Below are 13,851 nucleotides of genomic sequence, written 5' to 3'. Positions count from 1 at the left end.
TATCCGGAATAAAATATCCGGAATAAATCCGCTGGGGAAGTTATAATGCATTTTTGTATACATGTTGAATTCTCTCCTCCATAAAATCCCAGTCGTAAATAGTCTCGTATGTTCTTCTGCCGTTATTTCCCAATTGCTCTCTTAATGCAGGATTTTTAATGAACATTATAAGCGCGAGCTCGATTTCAAATTGATCATTTGCATCGACAACAATACCGCAATTATGTTTTTTTACCTTTAATGCGGCAGATGAATTCTTATTCACAATAATAGGAATCGAACACATCATTGCTTCAAATAATTTACTTCCGCAAATATACCGGTTTAAAGGCACAGACGGATCTTTCAATGCAAATGTAATGTCGGCATCATGCATCATATTAAACATTTCTTGCCGATCGGGAATCCAGCCAATATATTTCATTTTTTCTGGCATCGTAGCAGATTTATTTTTAATATCCTCGACCTGATCCCCATAGCCCGAGATAATTAAATGGACACTATCCATCTTTTCAACCAATTGGATTATGAGGTTGAGGTTCAGCATTCTTGCTTTATCGAGTACCCCCGGATAAAAAATGGTGAAAGTTTTTTTATCCGTCATCTTTTGCTGAAATTTTCTTGACATGTCCGGAGGAGAATCATAGACAATCTGAATGTTTGGATGACCGAGGCCCTTGAATTCATTAATCTGACACTCATCCACAAGAATGATGCCATCTGCAAATTTCAAAAAAAATTTATCGAAACCTAGTGAAAATATTCTGATTATCGTGGGTAATTTGATCTGATCTTCGTAAGTATCTTCAATTTCATAAATTACGACCTTTCTTCTGATCTTTGACGCAATAAGTGACGGTAGATAGGAATCGAAGTTTATGACATGAATTATATCATATTCGCAAACCATTAATTTGTACAGGACGAATAAATTCCAAATTGGTAATAATATCAGACTTTTTATGCCATATGGTCCTTTCAGATTTAATGGTTGTATTTTTAAGTGGTAATCCCCCAGGTCTGATTTTCTTTCTCGATTCCAGCATAATAGAGCTACATCATATCCAAATTTCTTTAAGGTGTCATATTCTTTCATGAGCCGTGTGTCTATATCGATGAGATTTGACTTAATCATCACAACTTTTTTGGAAAAATGAGAATGATTATTGGATTTATTCGCTCGTTGCATATTACCTTCCGATCTCTATGTAATTTATAATTAATACCATAAAAATGGGTATTCATTGTAGTTCAGAATCATTTTGTTTAGAATTTTTTAATTCAATGATCATTGTGTAGACTTTTTGATTTATTTGAAATATCAGCGATACTTGCGAAAAGTCCGACCCAGAACCCGATAGAATACATTACATGCTCGATGATGAACACGACTGGGAGGGTAAGTAAATAGATTACCCGCTTCTCTTTGATAAAAATCAGAATGTCATATGCAAATAAAATCAGGAAGTACAGTGAAATCATCGCGATGAAGAGAACCGGAATGGTGAAGAGGAAGATCAGCGTCATCAGTCCGAGGACCGGTGGGATTACCTGCAGATCCCAGAAGTGGTGTCTTCCCCGTCCATAGCCGAATGAATAGTTCCTTTCCATAAAATTGGATAATGTTAACGTTTGATCGTGCAACACGATGGCATCAGGAATGTACAATAAATTTCCTTTTTTTATCAGTCGTTCGTCCATATCGGAATCTTCACAAAGCGACAAGGTCGTGTTGTATCCGCCGGCTTCGATCAGATCACTCCTTCGGTACATGCAATTACAGCCACAAAAACTTTTAATAAAACGTGTGTCATTGAAGAAGCGATCCTGTACAGAATCCGCACTTCCGAGGTATGTGTTGAAAACCAGAAATATTGATTTTTCTAGGACACTCTCACCTATATTTTTAATTCCCCCGCCCACTCCCATGATCTTTTGCTGGTTACCTTCGCTGAAGGATTTATGAAGATTCTCCAGCCACGTTTCCGAAGGGATACAATCGGCGTCAGTGAATGCAATATAATCTCCTTTCGCATTCTCAAGACCTACCTGGCGCGCCCCCCCAACGGTTTTATATTCCTCATACAGAAGGGTTATGGGAAATTGTTGTGCATTCTCAACAGTTTTGTCAGACGAATGCCCGTCAACCATAATCACTTCAAATGGTTGGAGTGTCTGGTTGAAAACAGCTTTGAGACAATTGACAATTTTCGTCTCCTCGTTTTTAACGGGAATGACAACGGATATCCTCATACTCATGCAAACCAAGTCCAGATTATTGGTAGAGTTTCGGCGTCCTGTTAATGATGTCTATTGCCCTGTTTAGATCGAACTCGATGGTTTCAGCATACCATTCAAGGGATTTGAACCGCGGTTTGTTCTCAGCTTTGATAATTTCCATTGCTTCTGCACGGGTAAGTTTTCCTTCCCGGATCTGATGACTTCTGATGCCATCGAATTCCGTGAAGCCGGCGATGGCGAAATAAATATAGTTGTATATTGCCGCGGTTCCGTCATCGGTTCGCCACGTGGCGGGAGTGTCAGTCTCTATTTCCCAGTCAAATTTTTCCCGGATAGTCGACACGATCATCTTCTCGTCCCAAGGAATATACTGATATAAGTACACATAATCGTCTGTTAGCATGTAGCTCGAATAAAATGCGAACAGGGTATCGAACAACGAGCCGTTGATATAGGCGGGGTTCGTCAGGTAACTTTTCAGGTAATAGGTTATAAGCCGCAGTTTATTGATAAACGAAATTCCTGTCATCCGGTACTCTGCCGATCCCTTGCCCCGGTCTACCCCGCAGAACCCCAGTTTAAAAAGACCCGACGATTCTTCGCCCTCGTACCCCCCGCAAAAAACAAATAACCGGATATTGTTCTCTTTCCGGATTTTATGGAAATAATAATAAAATTCCTTGTCCCCTGCCATCAGGATGGGGACCATGCCAAGGTCTGGTTTTTTCAGCCAGGCTTCTAGATTTTTATGGATATATTCCCTTTTTTTCCTGATATCTGCAGAAACTAGGATCTGTTCGATCCCGAGCTTCCCGCATACCCGTGCCTGGTTCCTCCGGGCCAGATCCGTTACCATCCCCCAGTCATAAATAAAGGTGAGCGGATTCAGGTTGAGTTTGTTTTTAAGATAATCCAGTCCGTACGAGCTGTCCCGTCCCCCGCTGAACCCAATCAGGACATCAGGTTCACCGTCGCTACGGCGGTATTGGGAGACAAATTCTTTTAAGGCAGCCTCCCCTTTCAAGGGTTTTTTTTCATTTTCGTATTGCCGGCAATGGTTGCAGACACCCTCTTCATCAAAGTGGATGAAAGGCATCGTCTCGGGCAGGAGACATCGGGTACACCTCCGGAGGGAGGACCTGTCAGAATAGATATATTCCCAGGTTTTTAACATCCTGTCCTTTACTTCCCCGGTAAGAATAAACCGGTTGCTATCGATATCCGGGAGAGGCCCCTGTTCAGCAGAGATATCAGAGATAGGAAGTTTTGGTGATCTATGTCCTGTGAAAGTATCGGTACCCTTATCCTGCAAAGAAAATGCAGTTTTTTTCAGATCTGAAAGGTCGATGACACAGCCGGTCCCGGGCCGGATCTGTTCTATGGTATCCGGATCGAACAGACCAACATGCCGCTTGAACAATTGTTTCAGGATGAATTTTTCCGATGCGAATACAATGATGTCCCCTTTCCTGCTTGTGCAGAAATACAACGATCCGGTATTCGATGTCAGCAATACCATATTTATATCATCGAAAGTCACCGCGATGGATGCCGAACCTTCAATCAGGCCGTAGGTTTTTTTTGCTGCCTCTGTCAGGGAAAGTCCGGCAGTGCGAAAAGATTGCAGGAGACTTAAGAGTACTTCCGTATCGACATCAAATTTTTTTTCAAGAACTGGAAATGCTTTCCAGAGCAGGTAATCGTTTACGATGATCCCGTTGTGGATTCCGACGGCACCGTCTTTTATGACCGGCTGGTTATTGGTATTCAGTTCACATCTGCCATTGGTCACGAGCCGGGAGTGTCCCATGACCGCAGAGCCATTCCTGTTTCCCGAAAATGAGGATCTGAAAATACTCTTAAAAGATTTTGATCGTATTAGTGCAGAGGCAGGGATCGGTTCTTTTAATACGGTGATCGAACTTCCGGTCCTGAGAATAAGCCCCGAAGCTTCTTTCCCCCTTGACTCTGACAACTGAAACAGATGGGTGACAAGATCCTCGACAGATTGCGAAGAAATATCGGATCCCTCACTGGTTAATACACCAAAAATCCCGCACATAGAACAATCTATAAAGTATTAATTTGGGTTTACCATTATTAAAACAAAAGGTTATTGATAGTTAAATTCTCGACAATATCAAACTTCTTTTGCCAAGTCTTTCTTCACAATAATAATGAGCGCATTCAAAATAATCCCAGCAATTCCCATTAATAGTCCCAGGATCAGCAATAACGTACTTAACATTGACAGCGCAAAGGGAAATTTTGATGTATCGTAGTATTCAGAAAACGCAATAAAACTTGTAAATAATCCAACAATTACAAGAATAAATCCAGGAATCCCGAAAGCCGTTAGGGGTTTCCGGTAGCTGATTAGGTTGATGATGCGATAGAGGACAGTAAGTCCGTGAGCGACGGGATGATGTGTAGAAGTATTTTCAATATCATACCTTACTTTGATAGGAACTTCGACGATATTCAAATTATGATCACTGATCTGGATAAGGATCTCCGAACCTGCCGACATTCCGCTTCCTGATGGACTGATCGCGTCAATTGCCTTTTTCCCGTACGCACGAAAACCACTTTGGGTATCGGTCACATTCTTCACTCCGGCAACCGCAGTTGCCGTATCGAGCACCTTCATACCGACCTTGCGATATTGAGGGATGTTGTTCTTAGTTTCATCAAGAAAACGGGAGCCTATTACAACATCCGCTCCTGAAAGAAGGGGAGCAAGGACTTTCTCGATATCGGCCGGGTCGTGCTGACCATCAGAATCCATGACAACAAGGGCTTCCAGGTTCATCTCCCGTGCAGTGGAGAACATAGTTTGAATCGCAGCCCCGTACCCCTTGTTGGCGGGGTGGCTGATAACGATCGCACCCATCCGGTCCGCTATGGCTGCGGTTGCATCCGTGGATCCGTCATCCACAACGAGGACAGCATCGACATAATTCCGGGCACCTTCAATAACTTTCGCGATATACTTTTCCTCATTGAATGCAGGGAGTGCAACAACGGTCTTGATACACTCATCCCAACCAACCTTTTTTGGGATATCCTGGCGTTCGGTCACCGCGACTTCATGAATGACGAGCTTCCGTTTGATACTATGCTCAAGGAACCGCTCCTTAAAATCATAGGAGGTCATGGAAAAATTGAGGTCTTCGAGTGCTCTTCCGTTCAGGGCAATGAATCCGGAGAGCGGATCGGTAATTTTTATGGGATTTCCGGAATTTTCCGGGGCATGGACAATTTTTTGTGCAATTAATTGCCGGAGGGGGATATCGCCGTTTGCTTCAAGGTACCGGGATCCGATTACAACATCGGCATTTCCACTCAGGATAGGTGAGATCAGCCAGGGGATCTCCCGTGTCTTGTATCGCCCGTCGCCATCGATAAGGATGGCAATACCGGCACCAAGCCGATATGCCCGTTTTAAGCCTTCGATACAGGCAGCACCTTTTCCCGCAGGATGCTGGAAACGGATGAGTTCTGCCCCGGCGAGTTCAGCAACATCGGGAGTACGATCCTTGGAACCATCGTCAACAACGATAATTTTTAAAACATGGGGACGCGCCTTAAGAACAATACTTCCGAGAGTCGTGCCGTCATTGTTTGCGGGAATGACCAGGATTATGTCATAGGGTTTTTTTATTGCGCAATAGTATGGATCTGTTGACGACATACCCGGTTCGTTGTTCATGATCACGTCTCGGAGATAACTTATTGCGTGCATATCATGTATTTTAAACAGTTTATTAATAGGTATCGAACAACAGAAGTGGATATATAAACGGATCCTTGTCCGCCCCGCTCCCATCGGATTGTACTCTTCAATCCCAACAGTCTTAGACAGAAATGTAGAAGACTACTGCACGGAGATATTCCATATGTGCAGGATCCTGGCGCAAAGCAGCAGAATGTAAAAAAAGCCCGGTTCAGGCTCCGGTCTTAGCAACATGAATCATTCGATTTTTTCCTGACAGATCCCCACAATCCTCTCCCCGGCCTTCCCGTCACCATATGGGTTCTGCCACTCTTTCAGTACGGAAAGCATCCGGCCCGTTGCCTCAATAATACGCGTGGCGTCGGTACCCGCCAGCATATTTGCCCCGGCCTCGATCGTTTCCGGCCGCCCGGTATTCTCCCGTAGCGTAACACAGGAAATCTTAAGGCTACAGGCCTCTTCCTGGACTCCCCCGGAATCGGTAAGGACCAGCCGGGCGTGGGCCTCGGGTTCCAGGAACTCCATATACCCGACCGGCCCGGTGATAGTAGTTCCACCGGCGTCGATACCGAACTCCTTCATCATCTTCTGCGTGCGGGAGTGCATGGGAAAAACGACAGGAGAAACTTGCCGTACTCGGGCGGGAAGTATTCGTGGAAAAGGGGGGAGTTCATCATCCTGTACGGAATGCGACGAATCAGGAAACCAGCGGAGTTATAAACCATCATAAGGGCCGCTTAATGCAATACATGAACATTATTTATATCTTTGAATGTGCAATCAATATGCATACGTTCTGAATTATGAATATCAGCATTGGACCTCCGTATGAGGCGGTGATAAAAAGGATCATCGATAAAGGGTATGCCGGAAACCAGACCGAGGTGATCCGGCAGGCAATCCTTGCCTATGAGCGGATGCTTGAGGAGGAAGAACTCATGCTCGTCCACAGGGCCGTGACGGTTGAAGTGAGTGAGATTGAGGCTGAAAAAACTCCCACCCACTCATTTGATGAGATAAAAAAACTCCTCAAAAGCTAACCGTCCGGGAATTATGGAACTTGTTTTTTCAGATTCGGCCGGAAAAGAGCTGGCAGAGATGCCGCAGGATATGAAACCGGTATTCCTTATGCATCTTGAGAAAATACAATCCAGGCCACCCCGCAAACATATGAAACATGGCATTCCCTGTCATGTTGAAAACGTAACAAAACAAGCGAGAATAATCTACGAAATCCGTGAAGATCGAACGTATATATTACACTGCTTCACCAGTCATAAGGAGTACGAGCACTGGTACAGTTCGTACAAATAATTGCCCGGTCATTTCCCGGCATGTGCTGGCATTACCGGTAATGCAATAATTCTGACAGGGAGTATTAAAAAATCTCCAGGCTGAAAAAACCTTGTGACGATGCAGGTCCAAAGATATCGTTCCGGAACACCGTACCGGATTGCTCTGATGGGGAGCACGGGAATTAAAAAAATACTTTTTACTCTTGAGAAACGAGCATGAATAAAGAGTTCACATGCGAATGATGAAAATCGGTAAGGGCTCCCCCGGAATCGGTGAGGATGCTCCTGACACCCGGTACCCGTGATCGCGTGTTCCTAACCGAAATTTATCCCAACGGCACGGGTGAAAATAAAATTACCCGCTGGTGAACGGGTCGATAACCGTGATCCACGGGACTTTTTTAAAATGCGAATCCTCGGTATAGATCGTGCCAATATCGTGCTGTTTCATGGTTGCAGCGAGCAGGGCGTCCCAGAAGTGGAGCGCGTACTTGCTCCTGATACCGATAGCATCCTTAATCGTCCCCGGATCATAGCCGATAACCGTCCATCCGTCAAACGAGACGATATCCCGGATAAACCGTGTAACAATAGCATCCGGCACCGGGTGTTCAACTTTCTCCATCATGACGACGGAGAATTCTGCAAGGTTTTGTACCGAAACAGCGAGAGCAAGCTCGGAGCGCCAGCATCGGGAGAGAAGTCCTGTTGCCACCTCCCGCTTCTCCGGCTCTCCGGCATCGAGGGTATAACAGAGGATATTCGTATCAATAAGAGCCGGTGGCGCGGTCATAGAGATCCTTTCGTTCCTTAAAGAGATGCCTGCCAAGATGATATCCCGTTTCCAGGAGAGCAAGTGCGTCGCGTGCTATCTCCTCCTGAGTCTGCTTCAGGATCCAGCACTCCAGGGCTTCGGTTGTGGCCTTACCGAGGTACCCTTTCCGCTCTCCCATCTTCTTCTTTGCCGCCTTCCGAAAACGCTTCTCGGTATCATCATCGACGCTGATCGTAATGGTGCCCATATGAATTTACGTATGTTTTTGATTTATTTAAATAATTGGTGATGTAAATTTATGGAAGGCAACCCGGGCGATGTCATGGTGCAAATAAAGGGAGTACAGAGGACAGGATAAATATTCATGTGCTTAAAACACCACCATCAACGGGTTTTTTTGTTGTACAAATTCCAACAATCCTCTCCCCGGCATTCCCGTCACCATAAGGGAAGAAAACCGGTGACCGGATCAGGGACTTTGACAGCCGAAGAAAACCGGTCTGGGAAGAACCTAATAATACTAAGACCGAAGAATTATTACGCATGAATTCAGAACAACAGTCGATACTCATCGGGGTAATCATCCTTTTACTCATCATCAATACCACGGCAATTTTTTCACTTGCCTCAGACCGGGGCATGCTCGGTTCCGGACCGTCACCAACGCCGGCAGTCGACAAATCCACCGGAAACCCGACAGCTTCTGCCACGCTGAACCCAGCCCTGGTGAGCCCGACGGTTTCATCGAAAAATACAACCACATCGAATGCAACACCTGCCAGGTCCACCACTACCTCCGCGGGATCGGTAAAAACCAGTTCACCGGCAACTTCGAATGCAACCCGGTACCGGACCTATACGAATGAGAGCTACACCTTCTCTATCGATTACCCGGCAAACTGGACTGTGGCGGAGATGAGCCCGGCTCTCCTGAAAACAATAAACGCAACCCGCCCGAAAAGCGAGACCGGAATCCGGGTCGTGGATTTTTATTCCCCCTCGATCACCCGGTGTGATCCGTCGGACTCGGGTGACTGCGCATATATCCGGACCAGAGTAAGTGTGGATGTGGCAAATTTGCCTGCAAATATGACGTTCGATGAATATTTTGTCAACAGGACGGTAGCGATGACCGATGACAGTTCTGTTGGCATGCGACGGTCGAGTCCCGTGATCACCCTGAACAACACCAAGGCTTACAGCCTGGAATATAATAGTGGTTATGAAGGGGGGGACCAGGCGTACGTAACCAGGGTATTCGGGTTATTCAGCGGTAAGGTGTATATGATCACCTATCGCTCCAGTTTCCCGAAGTTGGACGAGGAGAACCAGTTTGAGAAGTATTCCGGTGATTTCCAGCACATGCTCAAATCGTTTGCTTATACCGGTTCATTGAGATATCTGTAAATTTTTTATGAAACGGGATTTTCACGGGGGCCTATCTTTTTCTTCCAAAATCCCGGAAGCCCGGTCTCCCTGCGATCCGTGAAAACCCCTGTCTGGCGACACGGATCGCGTGATGTGCAGGGGCCGGTCATTCGCCTCTTGGGAGAGCTGAAACCCCTCGTTGTCCGTGCGGAAATAACAGAACGGATTTCACCGGCTCTGCCCGGGAGCCTCGGCATCTGCCATAGTGATGGCGTTCCATGCGCCCGTCAGGACCCTGATGATGGCGTACCGTCAGGAATAGTGGCTGGAACCGGAGAGTGCCGGAAAATTCCCGCGCTGGCAGAGACTCTTCTTCCGGAATGCGAAAAAGGGTAAAAACCGGGCTGCAGTGCAGCGATCCGTGAAGATGCTGACGTTCCGGTGCGGATACGGTATCACCTTCTCTGTAATGAATGCCGGACAGCAGTTCCGTCCGGCCTCCTGTGCGGTACGATAATACCGGAAACAGGTTCAGCCAGTGCCTTCAGAGGGATGAATTGCCGGAATACCGGTACGGCCTGAAAAACCAGATTTCATTAAAAAAACAGATGCCGGGTAAATTGTGGAGATTCTCACCTGCTCTCGCATACGCCGGCGCAACACTGCGGCTCATCGGTTGTCCTGATATATGCTCCCGAGCACGTCTCATTGGCCTGACAGATGTTTCCACCAATGTTGCTGCAGGTGTTGGCAACGGAGGGGATCGTGGGAACCGGTGTCGGCGTTTCCGTCAGGGTCACTTCCACAAACGGGGTCCCGGTAATTACCGGTGTGAGGGGCTCAGTTTCCATCACCGTAGGCTCGCCGGTGATCACTGCTCCTGCGGCAGTTGTCGGCTCTTTAAAATTTACCAATGGACTGGTCGTGCCGGAAGGAATGACCGCGGAAGTCGGGACAGCACTCCCGATAGGAGTCATCGTTGCTGCCGGTATGGTTGTCTCGACCGTTGCAGTCGGACTATTGGTCTGTACCGGTGTGTTTTCCGCCGGCGAGGATGTGCAGCCGGCGCTGAACACCAGCGCGATCAGGACGATTACACAGATTCCTATCGGGATAATCTTGGGTTTCATGGTTGTCTCCACAGATACTATTAATATCACAGCCCCTGGTATGTGCCCGGTTACGGCACCGCCAGATGCCATCGATTCCCTGCGCTGTCATCGGTACTGTATAAAAGAATATGACGGGTTGTGAAATATAAAACGTTCTGTTTGCGGTTTTTCCGGCGTCCCGAAAAAGCGCGACCGGTTTTTCCTCTATCCCGTTTACCGGGAGAGTTGCAGCGACATCAGGTGCATTCTTTCCGGCAGAGCGCGGTACGATGCAATCCCCCGGGCAGATCTCAGGCATATCCCCCCGCCACGTGAAGAAGGTGCCTCTGGCAACCCGGGAGTTAAACAGAGTGTTCGGATACGGTCCCGGGCCGGCTGCCGGGCATCGAGAGGATGGAATGCACTAGGGCAATCCGCAAAAACGTAGTCCTGCCAAAAAACCGGGGAAAAGGATTACTGTCGTTTCCTGATCACGAGCACTGCCAGCGTGCAGATCGCGAGTGCCCCGAGAAGTGGCAGGGGATCGAGAGGCGACGATTTTGTGGGAGCTGCCGCAGGATTTTGTTCCTGCGCAATGGATGCCACCTTGGGAGTTCCTTTCAGGGTAACCGGGGCAGACGTGGATTCTCCGGCAGCGGCGGTTGTTGCCGGGATGGTGCTCTCGGGTTTGTACGCCATCAGGGCATAGGTACCGACATGATCGATGGTCGCGTCAATGGTGGTGGTCCCGGCCCGGCTGGGCACGACAACCCACTGGTCGTTCTGTAATGACGCGATGAAACAGGCATAGTCTCCGGCGGATGCCGGGACCGTGAAGGAGATGGTTGCAGGTTTTGCAAACACGAGCGAATCCGGCGCGATCGAGTACGCATCACTGACCATGAGCCATTTCTCCGGGGGGTTCACCTGACTGACCATCAGGAGCGCAGCATAGTCAATACCCTCGGTCGTCAGGGTTACCATGCGATCAGCGGATGAGAAGACGACGGGTGCAGAGGCGGTCGTTTCGGCAGCGGTCGTGGTGCCGGTGGCGGTTGGAGGGGTCGTTATTGCGGGGACGTAGGGTGATCCGGTCGTCATGGCCGCAGTTGTCGCGGTGGTCCCGACGAGGGTTTCGGACGTGGTCTCTGTTTCGGTGGGTTCCTCCGTTGTGACCACAGCGGTCGGGGTCGGTGTTGCGATCCCGTTGCCGACAATCACATCCTTGTAGAGCGCCTGCTGGCCGTTCACGAGCACAGTGAGATAGACTTCCCCATTGCTGATACCGTTGACCGTGAAGGTGATCACGGAGTTTGCCGGGCCCTTCTTGGTTCCCAGGAGGTTCATGTTCGACGTAATGACGGAAGTATCGGTACGGGCCTTTCCTCCCAGGGTCATGTAATCATAGGTTCCGCTGCTGATTTCATACGCTTTGGATATGGTAAAGTCCCCGTTTGCATCTGCAGCATTACCTACCTGGACCGTTGCATCTCCTTTTTGCACGGCAAATGCAGTGGTTTTTGTACCATGGGTAGTAGCAGAGATCGTGCCCTGGTTCAGGGCAAAGGGCATGTTGAACTGGCGGGTCTCAAACGAGAACCGGTCACCCGGTGTGACCCCGAACTTTCCGCCGATATTGAGAGAGAACGATGCGCCGTCAGGCAGGTCCGAGATGGTGAGGGTGATCTGCTGGCCCGGCTGCACGACATCGGGGCTCTCGGTGATCGAAACTGCAGATACCGCGGGTATCAGGATAGCGAGGACTGCAAGAGCTATAATGACTGAGTTGAATAACGATCGTTTCATACGGTGCGCACCTGATGAGATAGGTATGCCGGAGAACAATATAGGTTTGCCGTCAGGGTAAGACAAGGCCTTCGTTAAAACACAGTTGAAAAAAAGTTTTTGTTTAATAACTCGAGAAGGCTTTGGTCTGGTTGGTCCAGCCTGCATCTGCGGTTGTTACGTTGATTGACCAGACACCTGCAGGAGATCCTGCAGGCACGGTTACGGCACCAAGGATGCGGGTCATGTAGGCGGAATTAACCGTTGCCTGTATAACTGTTCCTCCCGTGGCGTTGGTGAAGTAAACGAAGGTACCTTTGCGCTGCTGGAAGTAGTTGCCGTTCAGGGTATACGGCACCGTAGTCCCTGCCTGGATTGTCGAAGGTATGAACCCGGTAATCTGTGCTTTTGGCAGGGGCAGGACCTTGAATGCCTTGTCCTGCGAAACCCATCCTCCATCGACCGTGGTTATATTGACCCTGTAGGAATCGTTGGCGTACACGGGGTTGGGGATGTCAACACTACCGACGACCTGGGTCGGACTGACGCTGAAGATTGTCGGCACGAGCACGGAGACGATGCTGCCACTCTTGTTCCAGAACGTCACGTTCGTTCCTTTCGTCTGGAAGTTTTTCCCTGTCACGGTGAAGGAAACGGTCGCGTTCTTATAACCGCTGACCGGGGTTATCGCCCCGAATATCGGGGCGGGATAATTCCCGATGGTAAATACATTTGCCAGGGTATTCGACATGGTACCGTCAACCGTCTGCACGTTCACGTTCCACTTACCGAGAGGAGCAGTGCTGTTGATGAACAGTGTCCCGTTGATCGAAGTCGCTGTTACGGAGTTGATCGTGACGTTCCGGTCAAAGTACGTTCCCTGCGTGAAATTCACGGTGGTCATGTCACTGCCCGTCGGGAATCCGGTCCCCGTGAGGGTGAAGTAGATCGTGGTGTTCCGGATTGCTGATACGGGTTGTATCGCCGTTATTGCCGGTGTGCTCACGTTATTGACGGTGAACGCTTTTGCCATGGTATTCGACATGGTACCGTCAACCGTCTGGACGTTCACGTTCCACTGACCGAACGGTGCAGTCTTGTTGATAGCCAGTGTACCGTTGATCGAGGTCGCTGTTACGGAGTTGATCGTGACATTCCGCTCAAAGTACGACCCCTTCGTGAAATTCACGGTGGTCATGTCACTGCCCGTCGGGAACCCGGTCCCCGTGAGGGTGAAGTAGATCGTGGTGTTCTGGAAGGCTGAAACCGGTTTGATCGCCGTTATTGCCGGTGTGCTCACGTTATTGATGATGAGTGCGCCTGCCATGGTATTCGACATGGTACCGTCAACCGTCTGGACGTTCACGTTCCACTTGCCGAAGGGTGCTGTCTTGTTGATAGCCAGTGTCCCGTTGATCGAGGTCGCAGTCACCGAGTTGATCGTGACATTCCGCTCAAAGTACGACCCCTTCGTGAAATTCACGGTGGTCATGTCACTGCCCGTCGGGAACCCGGTCCCCGTGAGGGTGAAGTAGATCGTGGTGTTCTGGAAGGCTGAAA

14 protein-coding genes are annotated in these 13,851 nt (G+C 48.5%); 3 read left to right on the top strand and 11 right to left on the bottom strand.

The features are described 5' to 3' along the window. Positions 1 to 40: 40 nt before the first annotated feature. The 3 genes from ABSG49_RS06835 to ABSG49_RS06825 form a co-directional block, all read right to left on the bottom strand. Positions 41 to 1,096 (bottom strand): glycosyltransferase family 4 protein, encoded by a 1,056-nt coding sequence (locus ABSG49_RS06835; RefSeq protein ID WP_424025375.1) that lies wholly within the window; start codon positions 1,094 to 1,096, stop codon positions 41 to 43. A 185-nt stretch (positions 1,097 to 1,281) separates the two neighbouring features. After that, positions 1,282 to 2,253, bottom strand: coding sequence for a glycosyltransferase (locus tag ABSG49_RS06830; protein ID WP_424025374.1), 972 nt, complete (start codon positions 2,251 to 2,253; stop codon positions 1,282 to 1,284). Positions 2,254 to 2,275: 22 nt separating this feature from the next. Beyond that, positions 2,276 to 4,051 carry a hypothetical protein gene (locus ABSG49_RS06825; protein ID WP_424025373.1) on the bottom strand — a complete coding sequence of 592 codons (1,776 nt, stop codon included), beginning with the start codon at positions 4,049 to 4,051 and terminating at the stop codon, positions 2,276 to 2,278. Here ABSG49_RS06825 and ABSG49_RS06820 point away from each other — a divergent pair. After that, positions 4,050 to 4,220, top strand: a complete 171-nt coding sequence (locus ABSG49_RS06820; RefSeq protein WP_424025372.1) for a hypothetical protein — start codon at positions 4,050 to 4,052, stop codon at positions 4,218 to 4,220. The two genes, ABSG49_RS06825 and ABSG49_RS06820, sit on opposite strands and share 2 nt — an antisense overlap. Positions 4,221 to 4,381: 161 nt before the next feature. On the opposite strand, the gene ABSG49_RS06815 is transcribed toward ABSG49_RS06820, so the two are convergent. Together ABSG49_RS06815 and ABSG49_RS06810 are read right to left on the bottom strand one after the other, a co-directional pair. Next, positions 4,382 to 5,953, bottom strand: coding sequence for a glycosyltransferase family 2 protein (locus ABSG49_RS06815; protein WP_424025371.1), 1,572 nt, complete (start codon positions 5,951 to 5,953; stop codon positions 4,382 to 4,384). A gap of 261 nt (positions 5,954 to 6,214) precedes the next feature. After that, positions 6,215 to 6,628: a UDP-N-acetylglucosamine 2-epimerase gene (locus ABSG49_RS06810; RefSeq protein ID WP_424025561.1), complete on the bottom strand. Its 414-nt coding sequence runs from the start codon at positions 6,626 to 6,628 to the stop codon at positions 6,215 to 6,217. A gap of 185 nt (positions 6,629 to 6,813) precedes the next feature. Between ABSG49_RS06810 and ABSG49_RS06805 the strand changes: the two genes are divergently transcribed. Next, a complete protein-coding gene (locus ABSG49_RS06805) occupies positions 6,814 to 7,017 on the top strand; it encodes a hypothetical protein (RefSeq protein ID WP_424025370.1) in 204 nt (67 codons plus the stop codon). Between the two features lie 610 nt (positions 7,018 to 7,627). Here the strand turns inward: ABSG49_RS06805 and ABSG49_RS06800 are convergent. Both ABSG49_RS06800 and ABSG49_RS06795 read right to left on the bottom strand, forming a co-directional pair. After that, positions 7,628 to 8,065, bottom strand: coding sequence for a PIN domain-containing protein (locus ABSG49_RS06800; protein WP_424025369.1), 438 nt, complete (start codon positions 8,063 to 8,065; stop codon positions 7,628 to 7,630). Next, positions 8,040 to 8,294: a hypothetical protein gene (locus tag ABSG49_RS06795; protein WP_424025368.1), complete on the bottom strand. Its 255-nt coding sequence runs from the start codon at positions 8,292 to 8,294 to the stop codon at positions 8,040 to 8,042. Before ABSG49_RS06795 ends, ABSG49_RS06800 begins: the two co-directional genes overlap by 26 nt. A gap of 296 nt (positions 8,295 to 8,590) precedes the next feature. On the opposite strand from ABSG49_RS06795, the gene ABSG49_RS06790 reads away from it, so the two are divergent. Further along, entirely contained in the window at positions 8,591 to 9,454 is an 864-nt protein-coding gene (locus tag ABSG49_RS06790; protein ID WP_424025367.1) for a PsbP-related protein, read from the top strand. Between the two features lie 273 nt (positions 9,455 to 9,727). Here the strand turns inward: ABSG49_RS06790 and ABSG49_RS06785 are convergent, their stop codons facing one another. The 4 genes from ABSG49_RS06785 to ABSG49_RS06770 all read right to left on the bottom strand — a co-directional run. Further along, positions 9,728 to 9,874: a hypothetical protein gene (locus ABSG49_RS06785; RefSeq protein WP_424025366.1), complete on the bottom strand. Its 147-nt coding sequence runs from the start codon at positions 9,872 to 9,874 to the stop codon at positions 9,728 to 9,730. 173 nt (positions 9,875 to 10,047) lie between these two features. Next, a complete protein-coding gene (locus ABSG49_RS06780; protein ID WP_424025365.1) occupies positions 10,048 to 10,545 on the bottom strand; it encodes a hypothetical protein in 498 nt (165 codons plus the stop codon). Between the two features lie 435 nt (positions 10,546 to 10,980). Next, positions 10,981 to 12,312: a hypothetical protein gene (locus tag ABSG49_RS06775; RefSeq protein ID WP_424025364.1), complete on the bottom strand. Its 1,332-nt coding sequence runs from the start codon at positions 12,310 to 12,312 to the stop codon at positions 10,981 to 10,983. A gap of 103 nt (positions 12,313 to 12,415) precedes the next feature. Next, positions 12,416 to 13,851: hypothetical protein (locus ABSG49_RS06770; protein WP_424025363.1), on the bottom strand; the 1,436-nt coding region annotated here is incomplete at its 5' end.

This window comes from Methanoregula sp., from assembly GCF_049510175.1.
Lineage (GTDB): Archaea > Halobacteriota > Methanomicrobia > Methanomicrobiales > Methanospirillaceae > Methanoregula.
The sequence above is the reverse complement of the archived record's forward strand: the minus strand, read 5'-3'. Positions and strand labels throughout refer to the sequence as shown.

Excerpts from the sequence above, each read along its gene's own strand:
- ABSG49_RS06835 (WP_424025375.1), bottom strand. The coding sequence starts at position 1,096 with ATGAAAGAATATGACACCTTAAAGAAATTTGGATATGATGTAGCTCTA.
- ABSG49_RS06830 (WP_424025374.1), bottom strand. The coding sequence starts at position 2,253 with ATGAGGATATCCGTTGTCATTCCCGTTAAAAACGAGGAGACGAAAATT.
- ABSG49_RS06820 (WP_424025372.1), top strand. The coding sequence starts at position 4,050 with ATGACCGCAGAGCCATTCCTGTTTCCCGAAAATGAGGATCTGAAAATA.
- ABSG49_RS06825 (WP_424025373.1), bottom strand. The coding sequence starts at position 4,051 with ATGGGACACTCCCGGCTCGTGACCAATGGCAGATGTGAACTGAATACC.
- ABSG49_RS06815 (WP_424025371.1), bottom strand. The coding sequence starts at position 5,953 with ATGAACAACGAACCGGGTATGTCGTCAACAGATCCATACTATTGCGCA.
- ABSG49_RS06800 (WP_424025369.1), bottom strand. The coding sequence starts at position 8,065 with ATGACCGCGCCACCGGCTCTTATTGATACGAATATCCTCTGTTATACC.
- ABSG49_RS06795 (WP_424025368.1), bottom strand. The coding sequence starts at position 8,294 with ATGGGCACCATTACGATCAGCGTCGATGATGATACCGAGAAGCGTTTT.
- ABSG49_RS06790 (WP_424025367.1), top strand. The coding sequence starts at position 8,591 with ATGAATTCAGAACAACAGTCGATACTCATCGGGGTAATCATCCTTTTA.
- ABSG49_RS06780 (WP_424025365.1), bottom strand. The coding sequence starts at position 10,545 with ATGAAACCCAAGATTATCCCGATAGGAATCTGTGTAATCGTCCTGATC.
- ABSG49_RS06775 (WP_424025364.1), bottom strand. The coding sequence starts at position 12,312 with ATGAAACGATCGTTATTCAACTCAGTCATTATAGCTCTTGCAGTCCTC.